The organism is Paraburkholderia phymatum (genome assembly GCF_040965635.1).
In the GTDB taxonomy this organism is placed as follows: Bacteria; Pseudomonadota; Gammaproteobacteria; order Burkholderiales; family Burkholderiaceae; genus Paraburkholderia; species Paraburkholderia phymatum_B.
Window position 1 is genome coordinate 101,344 of sequence record NZ_JBFRCH010000016.1, and the last position, 20,170, is coordinate 121,513.

Here is a 20,170-nt window from a genome sequence, read left to right on the forward strand (position 1 = left end):
GTTTGTCCGTCGCTTCTTCGCGCCGTATCGTTGCTTCAACGACAATCTGTGAGACTCCCGGAGACAACCATGTTGGATGATGTACGAGTTCTGGCCTGGGGCGCGAGCCATGCAGTGAGACTCTGCGCAACGCTCCTCGCACGCGCCGGGGCCAGCATCTCCGCTACCGAAGCAGCATCGCCCGATGACCTTGCACACGACGTGATCGTCGTTTCGTCGGACCTGTGCCCGGTCTCGCAGAGAAGTGCGATTGCGGAATCGAAGGCTGCGGGCAAGCACATCGTGTGCGACATCACGGCGATGGGACCACAAGGCTCGCGTGCGGGCGCGGCCTGGTCCGACGCGCAGGTTCAGGCGATCAGCGGCCTGATGGATACGACGGGCTTCGCGAACGGCGAGCCGGTACGGATCGGCGTGCCGTTCACGGAGATTTCGGCGGCTCTCTATGCGTCCGCGGCGATTGCAGCGGCGCTGCGCGTGAAGCAACTGCGCGGGATCGTGCAGAACATCGACGTCACGCTCTTCGGCTGCGCGGCAAGCGCGCTCACGACCTTTCTGCCGGCGGCCTTTGCTGGGGGAGCGGCAGGCCGTGTCGGCAACCGGCATCCCGCATGCGCGCCGTGGAACGCGTACAGGACGCGCGACGGCTGGATACTCATCTGCACCAGCACGGAAGAGCAATGGCGAAAGATCAGGAGCGCGGCGGGTGTGCCGCAACTCGACGCGCCTCGCTTTGCCACGTTGCGCGATCGCGTGTGCAATGTCGATGAACTCGATGCGCTGATCGAAACGTGGACGGCCACGCTGACCACGGACGAATGCTCGGCACTCTGCGAGCGCATCGGCGTCGCGGCGGGACCCATCGTGACGGTCAAGGGCCTTTGCGCCGAGCCGAATTTCCGCATGCGCCACGCCGATGCGGCACGACGGATCGACGCCGATGGTATCGATCGCGCGACGTATGGGCACGTGTCGGTATTCGGCGTGTCGCCGCTCGCGGACGACGCGCATGCCATGTCGCAGACAGCCGTCGATAGCTACGCGCTCGCGCCCCATGCAGGCCCGCTTGCTGGAATCAAGGTCGTCGAGATCGGGCAGTACACGACAGCGCCGCTCGTCGGCAAGCATCTGGCGGCACTCGGCGCGCAAGTCGTGAAAGTCGAGCCGCCCGATGGCGAAGTCGCGCGATCGTGGACACCGGGGCAGGCCGGCACCAGCTATTTTTTTGCGCTCAACAATACGGACAAGCAGACCATTTCGCTCGATCTGAAGCAGGAAGCCGATTGCGCGTATCTGCGCACACTGCTCGCCGGCGCGGACGTGCTCGTCGAAAACCTGCGGCCGGGCGCGCTCGCCAAGCTGGGCTTCGGACGCGAGGCGCTCGGCGAGATCAACCCGCGTCTGATCTATTGCTCGATCTCCGGCTTCGGCATTCGGTCCGCGTATCCCGCAAGGCCTGCCTTCGATACCGTGATTCAGGCGATGAGCGGTCTGATGGACCTGACGCGCAGCAACGGCGAGCCGGTCAAGCTGGGCGCATCGGGCGCGGACATTCTCGGCGGACAGGCGGCGCTGTTCGCCATCGTCGCGAGTCTCGCCAGGCCTTCGCGACAGGCGGGGACGTTCGTTGAAATTTCGATGCAGGACGTCGCCGCGTGGTGCGCGCTGTTTGCGTCGGGCAATCCCGCGCCTGGGGGATTGGCCGTCTCATGCGTCGACGGCCATATATGGCTCGAGAGCGACGAGCGTCTCGCGGTGGATGCGCTCGTCGAGTGTGCGAAGCGGGCGCGATGCGGTTCGCTGACAAGAACCTCCGCCGTTGCTGCGCTGGCTGGTGCTGGCGTACGCGCTGTGCCGATCGCGCGCGTGCACGAACTCATCGCAGACGGCGATTTTCTCGCGGATGTGCTGAGCGTCGCGCGCGACGCCAATGGCACCTTCTGGCCGGTGTTGAAGATGCCGTACCGGCTTTCCGGTACGCCGGCCCGCATTTGCACGGTGCCTGGCGAACCAGGCTCCCCGGTGGTATCGGCCGCATGCGCGAGCCTGACGTAGGTTCTCCATGACGAGAATCGCTGACCGGGTTGCGTGTCGAATGCGTAACACCGTACATGTGCCGCAATGCCGCTTGCCGGTTCATCGCGGCGTCGGCAGGTCCAGCCGCCACGTCAGATTGCGGCGCGCGCGCGTTTCGCAGCGAGCGTGAAAAAAGTCCGTGAGATAGATGCGCGGACGCGCCAGCAGGCCGCCCAGGATGTCCCGTTCGTGCAGGTCGTACGCGCGGTCGTCGAGGTCCGGCCGCTCGGCACGCAGGCGTTCTCCGTCCCGACGAAAGCGGTTGCGCGAAGCGCCGAGCACGGCAAGGTCGATATCGCATGCGAAACGTTCGTCCAGTCCGTCCGGCACACGCGTATGCCGCGTCGCGAGAATCATCTCGCAGATGCGCTCGCCCGCCGCGATGCGGCCGTCCGCCCACTGCCGGAACCAGTTCGTGCTGCGTTGCTCGTTGTCCCGCGCGCCGGGCGTGTAGATCACGTCGTGGCACCACAATGCAAGCTCGACGGCATCGGGATGCGGAATCTCGTCGCGCGCCCGGTCGAGATCGCGCAAGCAGCGGCGCACATGCTGCAGCGTGTGGTAATGACGCGCGGGCTCCGCATAGCGCTGCGCGAGGTCGGCGCAAACGTCCCCGGCACGCGCGCCGCCGCTTCGTGACCACAATGCGATGAAGCGCGCCCGCGTCTGCGTCATTCCGTTCGACTCCCGTCATGTGCCGATACGCACTCTTTCGGCGAGGCACGCAACGCGATGTCGCCGTCGGGCGGCGAACGCGTCGCGATGTTCAAAGAAACTCCCTGCGAATGTCGATGCTCGATCGTTGCCCGATGTTCCGGTAGTGATGCATGAGCCACATATCCGCCTCGTGCCTTCCCTTGTCGTGCAGCCCGCACAGGAAATCCCAATCGGCGTTGTACTTGCTGGACACGCTCAGCGTGCACATCGTGTCGTCGGATCGAATCGAATGGAGCAGCATTTCCTTCATCTCGCCGCGCTCGATCTTGCCTTGCTGGATCAGCTCGGTCACGAATGCGACCGCTCGCATTTCGCGCATCAGCGACGAGTTGAAGCTGATTTCGTTGATTCGATTGAGAATCTCGGCGGCCGAGGTCGGCACGCCCCGGCGAACGAGCGGATTGATGTGGACGATCACGATGTCGCGCGTATCGCAGTTGTAAATCAGCGGGTAGATGGCGGGGTTGCCCATGTAGCCACCGTCCCAGTAGTGCTCGCCGTCGATGTTGATTGCCTGGAACAGCGTCGGCACGCACGCGGATGCAAGCACGGCGTCCACACAGACGTCGTCGCCCGTGAAGAGGCGGATCTTCCCGGTCTCCACGTTGGTCGCGCACAGGAAGAGACGAATAGGGCAGTGCTTTCGCAACGCGGCGAAGTCGACCTGGCTTTCGAGCACCTCGCGCAGCGGATTCAGATTGTTTGGATTGAACTGGTAGGGCGAGAAGACGCGCAGCATCATGTCGGCAAACGCATAGAGCGGCGAATGATCGAGCCCGAAGCTGTGCGTCCCTTTCAGCCAGGGCATCCAGCGCAGCGGGTTATAGCGGTCGGCGGAATGCGAGACGGCGCGCCAGAAGTCGTGCAGCGCCTGGCGCGCACCGTCCGCGCCGCCTTTCGACAACCCGTACGCGAGCACGGTGGCATTCATCGCGCCGGCGCTGGTCGCACTCACACCTTCGATCGTCAGACGGTCGTCCTCTAGCAGCCGGTCGAGCACGCCCCATGTATACGCGCCGTGCATCCCGCCGCCCTGCAACGCCAGCGCGACCGGCTTATGCACGTCGTCGCCTTGAGCTCTTGTGTTCTTCGTCGTCATTTTCTGTCTCGTCGATCGCTGCGGAACGTATTGCGCATCCGGCGCGGCGCGCCAGCCGGTCTCACGCCGACGCGCCGCTCGACAGCCGGCGCTTATCGGCCCGGTCAAGGGCCGATTGAGGGCCGATCAAGGCCCGATCAAGACCCGTCATCCTGTGCCCGACGCCAGTGCATCGAGCAATGCTTTGGCCTCTCGCATATCGGCGGTGTCGAATCCCTCCGACAAGCCGTCGTACACCTCGGACAACACCCGGCGCGCGTCGTCCGCCTTGTCCTCGTCTTGCCACAGACGGGCGAGGCTCGACGCGGCGCGCAGTTCGAGCGATCTCGCGCCCATACGGCGAGACACGTCGAACGCCTTGTGAAAACAGTGTTCTGCTTCGTCGCGGCGCGCCGATGCGCGATCGCCGTCACTCGCGGCCCCGAGCAACAGGCTGCCCTTGATCCGGTACAGTTCCGCCTCGTACCAGTGCTCGCCTGACTTTTCGACGATCGCCATTGCCTCTTCGAGTGCACCGAGGCCGCTTGCTGTGTCACCCGCGCGCCGGTAGCTATCGGCAAGGAGCGCCAGAAAATACGGGCGATGGTCTTCGCCACCGGCAGCCCGATCGGCTGCGAGGCCACGCCGCATCTGGGCGATCCCCTCGTCGATATTTCCCAGCTCGCTCGACACCCAGCCGCAGAAAATGGTCCCCCACGCGAGCCAATACGGCAATCCCTGTTCGGTCGAGAGCGTGATGGCGGCTTCGGCATGCTCGCGGGCCAGCGACGATTCGCGCCGAAGCTGATGCAACTCGGCCGCGTAGGCGAGGGCGAATGCCAGATTCGGCCCGTGGGCGAGCTTATGTGCGAGGGCGAGCGCTTCCTGGCAGCGCTTGCGGGCCTGATCGGGGTATCCCTGAAGCCACAAGGTCAGCGCGAGGAAGTTCAGCGCCCGGATGCCGGGGTCCACGCCGTGCGCGAAGGCATGAGCCTGATGCTGCTCCGGATCGTAGATCGAGAGCGCCTGTTCGGCATAGTTGCGTGCATCGTCGAGGCCCCCCTGAAGGAACAGGCATGCGCTGAGTGCGCCATGCGCCTCGACGAGCAGAGCGGGGTCCTTTGCATGCCGCGCCACGTCGAGCATCTGCTTGCCCAGTTCGCGCGCCTTCGCATACTCTCCGTGCGTCATGAAATGGATTCGCAGGCCCAGTTGTGCCGCGAAGCGCTGCGACGCGTCGCCCGTCTGCTCGCATAACGCCAGCGCGCGGGTATAGGCCGCAGCAACCTCCGGCGTGCCGTAGCCCCGCACGGACATCAACGCCGGCCCCAATGAGAGCCGCAGCGCCAGTTCCCTTTGCCTGCGCTCCGGCGTGTCGGGCAGCCGCTCGAGCAACGTCAGCGCCGCTTCCAGGTGATGCATCGCATCGAGATGCGCGGCATGCCGGAGCGCCAGTTGCGCGGCGCGATGCAGATACTCGACGGCCTTCGGAAGGTTTCCGCTCAAGCTGTAGTGGTGCGCCAGTTCGCTGCTGTAATCGGCGATGCTGGCGGGAAACAGCGCCTCGATCGCCTGCGCGGTTCGCTCGTGCAGCGCGCTGCGCCGATCGGTGAGCAGCGAGTGCCCGGCAACTTCCTGCGTCAGCGCGTGCTTGAACGAATAATCCACTTCCGGAAACGCGGGCCGCTCGTAAATGAACTCCGCGGCTTCCAGATGAGAGAGAAGCTGGCGCAGATCGTCGTCCGTTCGCGCGATCTGGTCGCCGCAGATGAGCCGCACCAGGCTGTACGAAAATTCCTTGCCGATCACAGCGAGCGTCTGCAGCAGTTCTTTCTCGGCGACGGGGAGCCGGTCGATACGGCCCGCGAGCACGCCTTCGACGGTCGTCGGAATATGCAGCGTCGCGGGGGGCCGCTCGATCCGGTAGCGGCCGGGCTCGCCGAGCAGCGATTTTTCCTCCGCGAGCGTCTGGACCACTTCCTCCATGAAGAACGGATTGCCTTCCGTCTTCTCCAGGATCAGCTGCTTGAGCGGCGCGAGGCCCGGATCATCGCCGAGCAGCGCGGCAAGCAGTCCCTGTGCTTCGGCGGGACCAAGCGGTTCGAGCCGTAGCCGCGTGTATTGATTCTCGTGTTGCCAACCGGGCCGGTACTCGGGCCGATAGTTCACGAGAAGCAGAATGCGCGTTTTCGGCACGCGTTCGATCAGGTAGGCGAGGAAGGCTTCCGTTTCGCTGTCCAGCCATTGCAGGTCCTCGAACAGCAGCTCGATCGGCTGGTCCTGGCTCTCGCGCGCCAGAAGTTGCGTGATCGCGTCGAAGGTCCGGTCCCGCCGGATCTTGGCGTCCATCTCCTCCAGCGCCGAACCGGGCTCGCCGATGCCCAGCAGAAAGAGCAGGTAAGGCACGAGATCCTCGAAGCTGCGTTGGAGTATGAGCGCCTTGCCCATCATCTTCTCGCGACATCGACGCTCGTCGTCCCGCGCGGTGATCTGGAAATAGTTCTTCAGCAGTTCGATCAGCGGCAAATTGGCAAAAGCCTTGCCATGCGATACCGAGAACGTCTCCAGCACCAGACAGCCGTGTCGCGAACGCTCCTTGAATTCATGGAACAGCCGCGACTTTCCGACACCTGCTTCACCGACCACGCCGACGACTTGCCCGCGCCCCGTCTGGGTCATCTCAAGCGCCTTGTTCAGGTGCTCCATCTCGACCTCGCGGCCGACGAACCGGGCCAGTCCGCGATGCGCTGCCAATTGCAGGCGCGTGCGCAGCGCGCCGGGGCCGAGGACTTCGTACACCGACAGCGGCGCGCGAATGCCCTTCAGCTGGGTGGCCCCCAATGACTTGAACTCGAAATAACCTTCGGCCAGCTTGTGAGTCGACTCGCTGACCAGAATCGACGTGGGGGCGGCGATCCCCTCCATCCGCGACGCAATGTGGATCGTATGCCCGACGGGATCGTAATCGGTGTGCAGGTCGTCGGTGCGGATCGAACGCACGACGACTTCGCCCGTATGGACGCCGACGCGGATCTGCAGCGGAATGCCTTTCTCCAGACGGATACGGTCGGCGTGGCGGCGCATCGCTGCCTGCATGCGCAGCGCCGCGAAGAGTGCGCGCTGCGGATGGTCCTCGTGGGCGATCGGCGCGCCGAACAGCGCGAGGATGCCATCGCCGAGCGACTTCGCCACATAGCCTTCATAGTAGTGAACGGCCTCCATCATCAGTGCGACGACGGGCTCGATCAGGCGATGCGCCTCCTCCGGGTCCAGGTCGTGGATCAACGCGGTGGAGCCGGCCATGTCCGCGAACAGCGCGGTGACGGTCTTGCGCTCGCCGGCCGTTTCGCCCCGCGCATCCATCGCCGCCTGTTCGGCCAGGATGCGTTCGGCGAGGTGGTGCGGCGTGTAATGGATAGGCGCCGGGGACGGCGACGAGACAGACTGCGGACGCGGGGCAGGCGCTGCGGATGCATTGGTCAGCGGCGCGCCGCATGCGTTGCAGAATCTGGCCGAAGGACTCGCCTCATGGCCGCAGCGCGGACATGTGCGCGACAGCATGGCCCCGCACGCTTCGCAGAATTGCGCCCCGGTGAGGTTTTCGAATCCGCAGTTTGCGCAGCGCATACTCCCTTCCCATGCCGAGCGCCATTATTTGAAGATTATGCTCCTCGTTCGTTTGCGGCAAACCCCGGATGAACTGCAAACGACGGTGGACTGCGCAGTCGGAGTCGAGGCGCGGGAAGGAGACCCATCGTGCTGAATGAACGGCAGGCCGGTGTTTCGACGAGCGTCTTGCAGGGAAAGAAGTCACGTTTCGCGCAGGCATCGACGATCCGTACCCGGACGCGAAGTGACGATCGCGGTGCGGTGTGGTGCGGTGTGGTGCGACGGGGCGCTGGCTGACCTGCGCCCCGCGACCGTCTGATCAGTTGCCGCGATACATCGGGTTGGCATTATCGGCCATGGACGGGCCACCCGACTCGTAGCTAACGGGCTCGTTCCCGCCGACACCACTATGTCGCTCGTCCATCATGCGTCCCTGGTCTTCTTCCACGGCCAACGTTTGAGCGCTTTGCCCGCGTTGCGATGCAGGTGCGCCGGCATCGGGGCGATAGTAAGGCGCAGGGCCGTAGCCGCTCGCGAAGGCGGGCGCAGCCAACGAGGCGGAGCATGCAATCAACAGGGTGGCGATGAGTTTCGTGTTCATAGGTAGTCCTATATTAATAATTGAATGCCCGAATGCAGCCGGATCAGGATCATTGGGGCGCGCTATTCAACGTTGATGGGATGATGCAAAGGCCCGCCGCGCGCAGACAGAGAGGCTCGAACGAACAAGACCATCGCTGGAATCCAGACAATATTGCTGACGCCGCGGCGAAAGCATGGAACCGGTCGTTGTCGCGCCCATCGCTGCAAATGCACGGGTTGTGCCAAACGGGATTGATAAGGCTCGTGAACCATCGCAAGCCTTGGAAAACAAGAGGTTCGGGCTCGACCGCAACCTCTTGCGGCGAACCCGAGGCGCGCCGATGTCCGGCTGTCAGCCAACACTTCCTGGTTCGCTGTCTGGCCTGATCCAACAGCACCCGTTTGCGCGCACGCGGGGCGGATTTGACTCAGCGAGCGTTTCGTAGAGACGCGATGCGACAGAACTGATCTGGAAAAGACCGATATATCGAGGCTCGATGCAGAGCAAATTCGGATCGCTAAGTTTAGGAGAACGTCACGCGATTGCTCTAGCAAACAAAGGATTAATTCAGCCAAAAAAAAGCGTCCCAAAAGCAATAGGCGCCTTTTGAATGCGGGATTAATTAATCTGTCGGGAATGGGCGTTCAAGCCCTCGAAGATCCATCGCCTTACGGGTCGGTCAACTTGAAAGCCGCGTCGGAGAAGGCGGTTGCGCCAGATCTTCGTATGACAAAACACGTTCTATCGTCGATGCGGTTCTAATGGATTATTTTCATGCCGTACCGTCCCGAATTTCGATTTAACATTTGGGTCCCGGCGTGAGCTACCGGATTCGCAAGCCGGACTATAAAAGACTGGAACAATCTACTGAAATATCAAACGGCGTTTGCATCAATGGGTAATTAATGCTTGCAGGCAACGTTAATCCAGATAATACGGAGCGAGACAAACATGCTGAGCCCTCACGAATTCGCCACTCTCATGCTGGTCAAGGCCGCGCCCGAACAGATCGACTTTAATCGCGAAGAACTGGATACGCTTCTGGAGCGGCAACTGGTAGCGCTGGAAAGATTGGCATCCGGAGTGCAGCGTCCCCGCCTTACAGTCCATGGGGTTTCCGTCCTTCAGGCCATCACCCGAAAACACTAAGCTTGCGTAGACGCGGCACCGTATCCGCGGAATCATTTCGCAAGGGCTTTGGGACAGGCGTATCGTCGTACGCAACCTCGACATCGCCGCGCAGGCGTCGAAGGGCGAGGCGCACCATCGATCACGGATCACAGGGCGCGAAGCCATAGTGGCCGGGAACCGATGACCATCTGCATGAACAGGCTCGATTGATGTGTCCTTCATTGGTTCGTCATTGACTGGCGGCCTAACCGGGAGACGTTATGCACTTCTATCACCACGGTGTAGCGATACAACCGTTGATTGCAAGAAGCGGCAATACTTTTGTCGCGCGCGTATCCATTCTCGAGGAGGATGGCGAGATCACCTCGCTTGGCGATCTCGGGCATTTTGCGAACCGGCAATCGGCGTTCGCGTTTGCCGTGAAGTGCGGTACTGCATTCGTCGATGAAGAGCCGATGCCGCGCCCTCCCTGTGATATCCGGCACGCCTGACGCGTCGCGGCAGGCTGCCCGTTAAGTTCATCTGTCGGCGTGGGTTCTGCGGCTGGCTCGGCGAACCGGCGAGAAAGGCGTCGCATTTACCGAGTGCAGACTCTGTGTGCGCACAACAGGTTCAACCCGGTTCAACCCGCCTAACCCGCGACTGGCGGCACGACCCCTTTCTTGAGCAGCAGATTGCCGTAGGGCCGCGTTTCACCCGTCTGCACGATGGCAAAGCCGGCTTTCGCCCGCGCGTAGAACTCATTGCGCGCGAGGCCCTCGGCTTCGGGGGCGCCATGGAGCTTCAGCACGCGCTGAAGGTCGAGCGTTGCGGGCGGAGGCGCGGGCAACGGGTCGATCGGCGTCATGACCCAGGCGGCGCAAGGCACTGCCTCGTCTAACGGAAAAAGGCGCAGCACCTCGTTCGCGAGTTCCGCCGATGTGCAGCACGGCAACCGGATCAACTGACGCGCGTGGGAAGCGGCGGGGAAATTGGCATCGACCAGCGCGATCTCGTCGCCGTGCCCCATCGAGGCAAGCATGAAGAGCAGATCCGGCGACAATAGCGGCGAGATTCCCTTTAACATTTTCGATTCACCTCATGCTATTTCAGAAACCGGGTTTCGATTGGCATTCGGACAGCATCCCGAACGCCGGCGAAAACAAGGCGGCGGGACTCAGGTGATGGCACCCAGTTGCCACGGCACGAACTCGTTCTGGCCGTATCCATGCAGTTCGCTTTTCGACTTCTCGCCGGAAGCGGTCGCCAGCATCAGCTGGAAAATCTCCTCGCCCAACTCGTCGACGGTGCGCGTGCCGTCGATGACCGCGCCGCAGTTGAGATCGATATCTTCCTGCTGCCGTTGCCAGAGCGCCGTGTTGGTCCCGAGCTTCAGCGATGGCGACGGCGCGCATCCATAAGCCGATCCGCGTCCCGTCGTAAAGCAGATCAGGTTCGCGCCGCCTGCAACCTGTCCCGTGGCGGAGACGGGATCGTAGCCGGGCGTATCCATGAACACGAGGCCGCGCGCATCGACCGGCTCGGCATAGCGATAGACGTCGACGAGGTTCGTCGTACCGCCCTTGGCCACCGCGCCGAGGGATTTTTCGAGGATCGTCGTGAGGCCGCCCGCCTTGTTGCCCGCCGACGGGTTGTTGTCGAGACTCGCGTCCATCCGCGCGCAGTACGCTTCCCACCAGCGGATGCGGGCGATCAGCTTTTCGCCCACCGTCTGCGAGACGGCGCGGCGCGTCAGCAGATGCTCGGCGCCATAGATCTCCGGCGTTTCAGAGAGAATCGCCGTGCCGCCGTGCGCGACGAGCCGGTCCACGGCTGCGCCCAAGGCGGGATTCGCGCTGATGCCCGAGTAGCCATCGGAGCCGCCGCATTGCAGGCCCACCACCAGATGGCTCGCGTCAACGGGTTGACGCCTCACTTGATTCGCCTCGGCGAGCATCGCCTTGACCTGTTCGATGCCCGCCGCCACCGTGCGCGCTGTGCCGCCGCTGCTCTGGATCGTCAGCGTCTTCAGCGACGCGCCTCCTTCCAGTCCTTGCCCCTGCATCAGTCCGTCGATCTGGTTCGTCTCGCAGCCCAGCCCCACGATCAGCACCGCCGCAAAGTTCGGATGCCGAGCGTAGCCGCCGATCGTGCGCCGAAGCACGTCGAGCGCTTCGCCGTTCGCGTCGATCGCACAGCCTTGCCCATGCGTGAGGGCCACGACGCCATCCACGTTCGGATAGTCGGCTAGCGCCTGCGGGTTGATGTCGTGCCGGAAGTGATCGGCGATCGCGCGCGCGGCCGTGGCCGAACAGTTCACCGACGTCAAAATGCCGATGTAGTTGCGGGTCGCCACGCGGCCATTGCCGCGTACGATGCCCTGAAATTGCGCGGTCGGCCGCACGTGCGCGGTCGGCCGGATGTCGGCGCCGAACGCATAGTCCCGCTCGAACGAACCGATCGCGAGGTTATGCGTGTGCACGTGCTCGCCCGACGCGATGGGGCGCGTCGCGAATCCGATGACCTGTCCGTAGCGTCGCAAGGGCGCGCCCGTTTCGACGGCGCGTACCGCGACCTTGTGTCCGGCGGGAATCAGGCCGCGTACCGTGACGTCATCGCCGAGACGCATGCCCGCAACGAGCTGATGCCGCGCGATCACGACATCGTCGTTCAGATGCAGCCGGATCACGGGGTCCGTCGATGCGGCAGAGGCGCCGGGCGCCCCCGCCGCAAGTTCCGTGGTCGTCGCCATCAGATGGCCTCCATGCAGGTGTCGACGGACGCGATGCCGCTTGTCGCCATGCCGTCTACGAGTCGTGGCAGCTTCCACGGATTCGCATCGCGCAAAGCGGGGGGAAGGCTGGCGTCGGGATAGTTCTGGTAACACACGGGGCGCAGGAAGCGCTCGATGGCCGCGCTGCCCACCGACGTGCCGCGCGCATCCGTCGTAGCAGGATAAGGCCCGCCATGGACGATCGCATCGCTCACTTCGACGCCCGTCGGATAGCCGTTGAACAGCAGTCGTCCGACCTTGGTCTCCAGCGCCGCGAGCAAGCCGGCTTGCTGCGCGAGATCGGTCGCGTTCGCGAGCACCGTCGCGGTCAGCTGGCCTCGCATCTTGTCGGCGAAGGCGACGAAACCGCGCTCGTCGTCGAGCTCGACCAGTATCGTCGAAGGACCGAATACTTCTTCTTCGAGCGCGTCGCCGGCGAGCAATGCATCGCGGTCTGCGATGAACAGATGTCCGCCCACGCGGTCATCGTGCCCGGCTGCCAGCAGTTCTTCGACGCCCGGCAGCGCACGCAAACCCGCCACACCGCGCCTGAAGTTCTCGCGAATGCCCGCGCCGAGCATTGGTTGCGGCGTGGCCTGTTCGAGCGCGTCGCGCAACGCCGACTTGAACGTATCGAACGCCGGCGAGCGCACGCCCAGCACCAGGCCGGGATTCGTGCAGAGCTGGCCGCAGCCGAACGTGACGGATGCCGCCAGTTCCCGCGCGATCTGTGCGCCACGCTCGGCGAGCGCCGAAGGCAGCAGGAAGACGGGGTTCACGCTGGACATCTCCGCGAAGACGGGGATCGGCTCGGGCCGCGCCTGCGCGAGATCGAAGAGCGCGCGGCCCGCGCCAAGCGAGCCGGTGAAGCCCACGGCCTTGATCTGCGAAGCCTTCACGAGCGCCGCGCCCGTCGCGGCCGTGCCGTAGACCATATTGAAGATGCCCGCCGGAAGGCCCGATTTCGCGACGGCGCGCGCGATCGCGTCGGCCACGAGTTCGGAGGTCACCATGTGGCCGGGATGCGCCTTGACGACGACGGGACAACCGGCCGCGAGCGCCGATGCCGTATCGCCGCCCGCGACGGAAAAGGCGATCGGGAAATTGCTGGCGCCGAAGACGGCCACGGGGCCCAAGGCGACGCGATATTGCCGCAGATCGGGACGCGGCAGCGGCGTGCGCTCCGGCTGTGCGCGATCGATGCGAACGTCGAGAAAGTCGCCGCGACGAACAGTGGCGGCGAACATCCGCAGCTGGTTGCTCGTGCGCTTGCGCTCCCCTTCGAGACGGGCGATGGGCAACGCTGTTTCCCGATTCGCCTCGGCGATGAACGACGCGTCCAATGCGTCGATTTCGTCGGCGATCGCTTCGAGCAGTGCGGCGCGTACGGCCGGGCTCGTCGTGCGAAAGGTGTGGAACGCCTGCTGCGCCGCTTGCGCGGCTGCCGTCACTTCGGCTTGCGTTGCCTCGTAGAAGCTGACGGGATAGCGCTCGCCCGTGATCGCATCGACGCTGTGCAACGGGGTGCCGGCCGCGTGACGCTCTCCGGCGATGTAGTGGTGTCCAAGGATCATCGAATCAAAACGTGAAAGTGAAATCTGTAGAGCGAGGCCGTCATGCCGTCCCGGACCCGGACGAACGCTGCTTGATCGCGAGCGAACGGTAGCGAAGGCTGAATTCAGAGCGGCTTGCCGAGCAGTCCTCGTTGCGCGAGGTTGTTGATCAGCGCGCGCGCGCCGAACTGCCACGGGGCGATACGGTCGCTGCGGCCGACCCGGTTCACAAGCGTGCCAAGCGACGGCGTGGCAATCCGCACGATGTCGCCTTCCTTGTGGGTGAAGCCGCCGCCGGGTGCATCGCGGTCTTCGACGGGCGCGAACAGCGTGCCGAGGAACAACATCGCGCCGTCGGGGTACTGATGGATCGTGCCGATCGTCTGCGCGACGAGATCGAGCGGATCGCGCGTGATCTGGTTCATCGAACTCGTGCCGACCAGCACGAAGCCGTCCTCACCTTCGACACGCAAGCCGATTTCCGCTTGCCGCACGTGATCGATCGAAAAGCTCTCGTCGAAAAGGCGCAGAAACGGACCGATGGCCGTCGACCCGTTGTTGTCCTTCGCCTTGCCGAGCAGCAGCGCGCTGCGGCCTTCGAAGTCGCGCAGGTTGACGTCGTTGCCGAGCGTCGCGCCCTGCACCTGGCCACGGCTATTGATCGCGAGCACCACTTCAGGCTCCGGATTGTTCCACTCCGATTTCGGATGCAGGCCGATCTCCGTCCCCGTGCCCAGGGCGGACAGCACGGGCGCCTTCGTGAAGACCTCGGCATCGGGGCCGATGCCCACTTCGAGGTATTGCGACCACATGCCCTGCGCGATCAGCAGCGCCTTGAGCTCGCGCGCCTCGGCCGAGTCCGGACGAATGCTGGCGAGGCTGTCGCCTACCAGCGCCTGGATCTTCGCGCGAATCTGCGCGGCGCCCGCGGGATCGCCCTTGGTCTGTTCTTCGATCACGCGCTCGATCAGGCTGCCCGCAAACGTGACGCCCGCCGCCTTGATGACCTGAAGGTCGCACGGCGCGAGCAGATGCACGCCGGCGTCACCCGCGCTTGCGGGGGCGCCCGCGAGGATCGATTCGAGACTGCCGATCCGGCGGCCAGCGGCTTTGCGCACCGTGCCCACCGGGTCGTCGTGTTCCAGCAGGCTGCTCATGGTCGGCGCCACGTCGGAAATGTCGAAAACGCCATCGGCGCGCAGCACGACCACGGCCGGCCCGCCCGGCGTCGTATCGGTTGGCGGCAGCCATGCGCGTCCGACCAGCGTGCCCGTGAAGCCGTCGTCGGGAAGCGTGTCTTTGGCGTCCAGTACTAGCGTGGTAGTCATCGTTATCTCCATGGATTCTTGTTGTCGCCCCGTCGTCCGCCAGAATCGTGGCGGCGCAACGGCAAGGTGCAAGGCTAAGTGTGCAAGGCTAAGGTGCAACGGTACGCGCGGCTCCCATAAACATCCAATCGTTTATTCGGTAATATCGATTCCGTTTCGTTATGAGTAAGACGTGGTTTACCTGTATGGCCAAACATCCCGCTTCCGCCGTCCCGTCGGTGTCCGTGTTGACCCGATTGCGCTTCAGGCATCTGCAACTGCTCGACATCCTTGGGCGCACACGCAACTTGCGCATTGCCGCCGAGCAGATGCACATCACCCAGCCCGCCGCGACCAAGATACTCGGCGACACGGAGGCCATATTGGGTGCGCGGCTGTTCGAGCGCCTGCCGCGCGAGATGCGTCCCACCGAACTGGGGATGTTTGCGTTGCGCTACGCCGGCGCTGCCGTCGCCGACCTCGGCAAGTTCGTGAACGAACTGGATGCGTTGCGGATGGGCGGCCACGGTCATCTGACGGTCGGCGCGATTTCGGCGTCAGCGGCCGGGGTCGTGGCGGCGGCGATGCGGGATATTCTGCGCAAGCGCCCGCTGTTGCGAATCCGGCTCGTCGAGCAGAGCAGCGATCAACTGGTCGTGTGGCTCGAGGAAAGAAAGATCGACGTCATGGTCGGTCGCCTGACCGAGCCGCATCATCAGGCGCTGTTCGATTTCGAGAAGCTGTCGCTCGAGCCCGTGTGGGTCGTGTGCGGCAAGCGCCATCCGTTGCTGGACCACGCGAGGCCCGAAGTGGCCGATCTCGCCGGATGGCCGTGGATTCTGTATCCGCCAGCGACCGCTATCCGGCAACTGTTCGAGGAGACCATGGCCGCCGCCGGCATCCGTTCGCTGGCCGGCAGGGTCGAGACGCCGTCGATCTTCTCGGCGCTGGCGCTGCTGCAGACAACCGACATGCTGTCGCTGCAGCCGCGTGCCGCCGTCGAGAAATACGTCAACGAAGGATTGCTCGGGCAACTGGACGTGCCCATTCGCCGGACGATGCCGCACTACGGCATCATCACGCGCAAGAACGAGCCGCTGTCGGAACCGATGCAGGAGTTCATTTCGATCCTGCGCTCAGTCGCAGAGCAATCGCACGCGTGATGACAACGCAGCGGCGCGCTCGCAGTGCGGGCGCATCCTTGCGAATACGAAGAGCGTATCGAAGCCCTCGCCGCTAAACGGGCTCGCGTGTCGTCGCGTGGAGCGCGCCGCCTGAAGCAAGGGGCTCCGGCGCGTGGACGGGAATCAGGCCATCGGCCTTCAATGCCGCCCAGAATGCCGCCGGAATCGGCTCGGTCATCGCCGCGCAGTTCTGTCTGATCTCGCTCGCGTTCCGCGCGCCCGCGATCACGCACGCGACCGCTCGCGGCGCACGCGTGAACTGCAGCGCGGCCGCCTTCAGGTCCACGCCGAAGCGCTCGCAGTGCGCGAGAAGCCTGCGCCGCTTTTCGAGCATCTCCGCTGGCGCCTCCGCATATTCGAACGTCGTGCCGCCCACGAGCAGCCCCGAGTTGAACGGACCGCCCGCGACAAGCTGCACGCCGCGAGCATCGCAAGCCGGGATCAGCGCATCGAGCGCCGACGTGTCGAGCAGCGTGTACCGTCCGGCGATCAGAAACACGTCCGGGTCCGCGTCGTTCAACGTCATCAGGCACGGCTCGACCCGGTTGACGCCGAGCCCCCATGCGCCGATCACGCCCTGATCGCGCAGATCGCTCAGCGCCCGCATCGCGCCTTCGACGGCGATACGGTATTGCCGCAGCCAGTCCTCACGATGCGTATCTTCGGCGATGTCGTGGATATAGACGATATCGATGCGATCGAGTGAAAGGCGCTTGAGACTCTCATCGATCGAGCGAAGCACGCCTTGCGCCGAATAATCGAATTCGACGCGAAACGGCAGCGCGCCGACATAGCCGTGCTGGACATCAGGGACGGACGCATCGGGAATCAGCAGGCGGCCGACTTTCGTCGACACGACGAATTCGTCGCGCGCACGGTGCGCAAGCGCCCGGCCGAGGCGCTGTTCGGACAGACCCATGCCGTAGAACGGCGCGGTATCGAAATAGCGCATGCCGGCTTCCCATGCCGCGCTCAATGTCTCTTCGGCCGCTTCTTCGCTGACGCGCGCAAAGAGGTTGCCCAAGGGGGCCGCGCCGAAACCCAACGGTCCCGGCGGAATCAGGGCTTGCCTGTTGTTCACGGATTGCCTCGCAACGTTTGATATAGGTCCCGCTCGCGGCGCGTGCGCGCCGATTCACACCGGTTCATGCGTCGGAGAGCTGCGCCTTGCTTGTGCCTTTTGCTCGCCGCGTCGCGGGCTTCGCGGGCGCTTTCTGTGCGGCGAGAGCAAGCCCGCTCGATGCAGCCGGCGCGACGCACGACTGGCGGATCACCAGCTCGGGTGCGAACACGAGATGCTTGGGCGCGGTGTTCGTCCCGTTGATGCGCTCCAGCAGCAGGTTGAACGCGGCTTCCGCCATTGCATCGACGGGTTGGCGAACCGTTGTCAGCGCGGGAGAGAATGCGGCGGCCCAAGGGAAATCGTCGATTGCGGCAACCGACACATCGCGCGGACACGACAAGCCCGATTCGGAGATCGCGCGCATCACGCCGATCAGCATCTGGTTGTTGGTCGCGAAGATCGCCGATGGCCGGTCGTGCAACGCGAGGAGGGCGTGCGCGCAGTCGAACGCATCGTTTTCATTGAACGCGCCGTGCCGCACGAACTCGGGCACCACGTCGAGACCGGCGCCGCGCAATGCCTCGACGAATCCCGCCAGACGATCGCGGCCGGGCACGAGGTGCTGCTGGCCTGCGATGATCGCGACGCGCGTGTGACCGAGGCTGATGATGTGCTGCATGATCATTCGCGATGCCGCGACGTTGTCGAGGACGACCGAGTCGTAGTCGTCGGCACGGATGATGTGATCGACCGTGACGATCGGCATGATGCCGACGTCATTGTGCAAGTCCTTGTATGACGCGTCGGGCCCTGCTGCGCAAATGATGGTGCCCGTCGCGAGATGCGCGCGAAGCATCTTCAGATACGAGCGCTCCTGCTCGATATCGCGTTCGCTGTCGCAAAGCAGGACCGCGTAGCCCTGCTCGCGTGCGCGCTTTTGCACCGAATGCACGAGCTCCGTGAAAAACGGGTTCGTGACGTCGGGCACGACGAGCCCGATGATCCGGGTCGCGCCTTTCTTGAGGCTGCTCGCCACGGTATTGGGCGCATAGCCGAGCGCGGCGACAGCCTTCTTGACGCGAGTGGTCAACTCGGGGCTGACATAGGACGATCCCGACAGCACTGCAGAGACTGTCGCGAGACTGACCTGCGCAAGGCGCGCTACATCCTTCATCGTTGATGCCACGTCGTTTTCCGATATCAGTGAATGCCCGCCATCGCGGGCTGCCGCACCTGACGCCGCCCGTCGTCGAACGGTGGAGCGTCGCCACGCTGTTGCTACAGCTGTCGTCATGCGCGCGTCGATCTCGCGCGATCGCTGCATGTGCCGTCGCCCCTTTTTATGGGGCGTCAACGAATCATATCCGCTTTCGATTCGCTTGGTAAAGCGTTTAGCGAAACGTTTCGTTTTTAAGCGCGACATGGTTAACCCGATGTTGTGTAAGACCGTGTTGACATGGGCCACTGAGCCATCTACATTCTCGCCGAAACGTTTCACTAAACGTTTCGCTGGAACGTTCGGCGTCGAGACCTGCACGCCGCAAAAACTGGACGAGAAGAGATGAGTGAGACAGAAACACGACAGGACAGCCGTCCTCGTCGCGCGCTGGTGTCGATCCGCAATCTGAGCAAGTCGTTTCCTGGCGTGCGGGCGCTCGACAATTGCCAGTTCGAGTTGCTGCCGGGCGAAGTGCATGCGTTGATGGGCGAGAACGGCGCGGGCAAATCGACGCTGATGAAGGTGCTGTCGGGCGTTTATCAGAAAGACGAAGGGGAAATCCTGATCGACGGCCGGCCCGCCGACATTCCCGATCCGCGCGCCGCGCAGGCGCTCGGCATCGGCATTGTTCATCAGGAGCTGAATCTGATGAACCACCTGAGCGCCGCGCAGAACATCTTCATTGGGCGGGAGCCGCGCCGCGGCATCTTCATCGACGAACGCGCGCTCAACCGGAAGGCCGCCGGGATTTTCGAGCGCATGCATCTGAAGCTCGACCCGCGCACGCCCGTCGCCCAGCTCACCGTCGCGAAGCAGCAGATGGTGGAAATCGCCAAGGCGCTGTCCTTCGATTCGCGCGTGCTGATCATGGACGAGCCGACGGCCGCGCTGAACAACGTCGAGATCGACGACCTGTTCCGGATCATTCGACAGCTTCAGTCGAACGGTGTCGGCATCGTCTACATCTCGCACAAGATGGACGAGCTCAAGCAGATCGCCGGCCGCATCACGATCATGCGCGACGGCCAGTACGTCGGCACCGTGCCGGCGGAGTCGACGCCGATGGAGACGATCATCAGCATGATGGTCGGCCGCCAGCTCGACACTTCGCCGCGGCGTCCCGTGCCGCGCGCGAACGGCGAGCTCGCGCTGGAAGTGAAGGGGCTGACGCGCGGCTCCGTGATCCGCGACGTCAGCTTTACGTTGCGCAAAGGCGAAGTGCTCGGCCTCGCGGGCCTGATGGGCGCTGGCCGCACGGAAGTCGCGCGCGCCGTCTTCGGCGCCGATCCCGTCGAGCGCGGCGAGATCCGCGTGCATGGCAAGAAGGTATCGATCAGGTCAACGCAGGATGCCGTGCGGCACGGCATCGGCTATCTATCGGAGGACCGCAAGCAGTTCGGGCTGGCGACGGGCATGGACGTAAAGACCAACGTCGCGCTTGCGAGCATGGGCCGGTTCGCGTCGCTCGGCATGTTTCTCGACGATTCCGCAATTCAGCGCACCGCCGATCAATACGTCGGCCAGTTGCGCATCAAGACGCCGTCCGTGCACCAGCAGGTGCGCCTGTTGTCGGGCGGCAACCAGCAGAAGATCGTGATCGCGAAGTGGCTGCTGCGTGACTGCGACATTCTCTTTTTCGACGAACCGACGCGCGGCATCGACATCGGCGCGAAGACGGAGATCTACAAGCTGATCGATGCGCTCGCGGCGGACGGCAAGGCCATCGTGATGATCTCGTCGGAACTGCCTGAGATTCTCCGCATGAGCCACCGCGTGCTGATCATGTGCGAAGGCCGCATCACAGGGGAACTCGCGGCCGGCGAGGCCACGCAGGAAAAAATCATGCAGCTCGCGACGCAGCGCGAACCTGTCGTTACCGAATGAATTCACGAGGATGA

At 64.0% G+C, this 20,170-nt stretch carries 16 protein-coding genes; 6 read left to right on the top strand and 10 right to left on the bottom strand.

Annotated elements, in window-relative coordinates; translation table 11 throughout:
• The first annotated feature begins 69 nt into the window (after positions 1-69).
• Entirely contained in the window at positions 70-2,055 is a 1,986-nt protein-coding gene (locus AB4Y32_RS24565) for a CaiB/BaiF CoA-transferase family protein (RefSeq protein WP_368723836.1), read from the top strand.
• An 81-nt stretch (positions 2,056-2,136) separates the two neighbouring features.
• On the opposite strand, the gene AB4Y32_RS24570 is transcribed toward AB4Y32_RS24565, so the two are convergent.
• The 4 genes from AB4Y32_RS24570 to AB4Y32_RS24585 all read right to left on the bottom strand — a co-directional run bounded on the left by AB4Y32_RS24570 (position 2,137) and on the right by AB4Y32_RS24585 (position 8,081).
• Positions 2,137-2,751 (bottom strand): hypothetical protein, encoded by a 615-nt coding sequence (locus AB4Y32_RS24570; RefSeq protein ID WP_368723837.1) that lies wholly within the window; start codon positions 2,749-2,751, stop codon positions 2,137-2,139.
• Between the two features lie 91 nt (positions 2,752-2,842).
• Positions 2,843-3,892, bottom strand: a complete 1,050-nt coding sequence (locus AB4Y32_RS24575) for a patatin-like phospholipase family protein (protein ID WP_368723838.1) — start codon at positions 3,890-3,892, stop codon at positions 2,843-2,845.
• A 147-nt stretch (positions 3,893-4,039) separates the two neighbouring features.
• Positions 4,040-7,498 (bottom strand): adenylate/guanylate cyclase domain-containing protein, encoded by a 3,459-nt coding sequence (locus AB4Y32_RS24580; RefSeq protein ID WP_368723839.1) that lies wholly within the window; start codon positions 7,496-7,498, stop codon positions 4,040-4,042.
• 301 nt (positions 7,499-7,799) lie between these two features.
• Positions 7,800-8,081, bottom strand: a complete 282-nt coding sequence (locus AB4Y32_RS24585) for a hypothetical protein (RefSeq protein WP_368723840.1) — start codon at positions 8,079-8,081, stop codon at positions 7,800-7,802.
• Positions 8,082-9,014: 933 nt separating this feature from the next.
• Between AB4Y32_RS24585 and AB4Y32_RS24590 the strand changes: the two genes are divergently transcribed.
• Both AB4Y32_RS24590 and AB4Y32_RS24595 read left to right on the top strand, forming a co-directional pair.
• Positions 9,015-9,212 (top strand): hypothetical protein, encoded by a 198-nt coding sequence (locus AB4Y32_RS24590; RefSeq protein ID WP_368723841.1) that lies wholly within the window; start codon positions 9,015-9,017, stop codon positions 9,210-9,212.
• Between the two features lie 242 nt (positions 9,213-9,454).
• A complete protein-coding gene (locus AB4Y32_RS24595) occupies positions 9,455-9,685 on the top strand; it encodes a hypothetical protein (protein ID WP_087736116.1) in 231 nt (76 codons plus the stop codon).
• Positions 9,686-9,825: 140 nt separating this feature from the next.
• Here AB4Y32_RS24595 and AB4Y32_RS24600 read toward each other — a convergent pair whose 3' ends face one another.
• The 4 genes from AB4Y32_RS24600 to AB4Y32_RS24615 all read right to left on the bottom strand — a co-directional run bounded on the left by AB4Y32_RS24600 (position 9,826) and on the right by AB4Y32_RS24615 (position 14,827).
• Positions 9,826-10,260 (bottom strand): RbsD/FucU family protein, encoded by a 435-nt coding sequence (locus tag AB4Y32_RS24600; protein WP_368723842.1) that lies wholly within the window; start codon positions 10,258-10,260, stop codon positions 9,826-9,828.
• Between the two features lie 90 nt (positions 10,261-10,350).
• Complete coding sequence (locus AB4Y32_RS24605; RefSeq protein ID WP_368723843.1) at positions 10,351-11,925, bottom strand: UxaA family hydrolase; 1,575 nt, start codon at positions 11,923-11,925, stop codon at positions 10,351-10,353.
• Positions 11,925-13,520 (bottom strand): aldehyde dehydrogenase (NADP(+)), encoded by a 1,596-nt coding sequence (locus AB4Y32_RS24610; protein ID WP_368723844.1) that lies wholly within the window; start codon positions 13,518-13,520, stop codon positions 11,925-11,927. Before AB4Y32_RS24610 ends, AB4Y32_RS24605 begins: the two co-directional genes overlap by 1 nt.
• A gap of 104 nt (positions 13,521-13,624) precedes the next feature.
• Positions 13,625-14,827, bottom strand: a complete 1,203-nt coding sequence (locus AB4Y32_RS24615) for a fumarylacetoacetate hydrolase family protein (RefSeq protein WP_368723845.1) — start codon at positions 14,825-14,827, stop codon at positions 13,625-13,627.
• Between the two features lie 185 nt (positions 14,828-15,012).
• Here AB4Y32_RS24615 and AB4Y32_RS24620 point away from each other — a divergent pair, with 185 nt between their 5' ends.
• Positions 15,013-15,969: a LysR substrate-binding domain-containing protein gene (locus AB4Y32_RS24620; RefSeq protein ID WP_368723846.1), complete on the top strand. Its 957-nt coding sequence runs from the start codon at positions 15,013-15,015 to the stop codon at positions 15,967-15,969.
• A gap of 73 nt (positions 15,970-16,042) precedes the next feature.
• On the opposite strand, the gene AB4Y32_RS24625 is transcribed toward AB4Y32_RS24620, so the two are convergent.
• Positions 16,043-17,071: an aldo/keto reductase gene (locus tag AB4Y32_RS24625; RefSeq protein ID WP_368723847.1), complete on the bottom strand. Its 1,029-nt coding sequence runs from the start codon at positions 17,069-17,071 to the stop codon at positions 16,043-16,045.
• Between the two features lie 64 nt (positions 17,072-17,135).
• On the bottom strand, positions 17,136-18,227 hold the full coding sequence (locus tag AB4Y32_RS24630) for a LacI family DNA-binding transcriptional regulator (protein ID WP_368723848.1): 1,092 nt from the start codon (positions 18,225-18,227) through the stop codon (positions 17,136-17,138).
• 118 nt (positions 18,228-18,345) lie between these two features.
• Between AB4Y32_RS24630 and AB4Y32_RS24635 the strand changes: the two genes are divergently transcribed.
• Together AB4Y32_RS24635 and AB4Y32_RS24640 are read left to right on the top strand one after the other, a co-directional pair.
• Entirely contained in the window at positions 18,346-18,618 is a 273-nt protein-coding gene (locus AB4Y32_RS24635; RefSeq protein WP_368723849.1) for a hypothetical protein, read from the top strand.
• Entirely contained in the window at positions 18,615-20,156 is a 1,542-nt protein-coding gene (locus tag AB4Y32_RS24640) for a sugar ABC transporter ATP-binding protein (protein WP_368723850.1), read from the top strand. The genes AB4Y32_RS24635 and AB4Y32_RS24640 overlap by 4 nt, the downstream gene beginning before the upstream one ends.
• Positions 20,157-20,170: the final 14 nt, after the last annotated feature.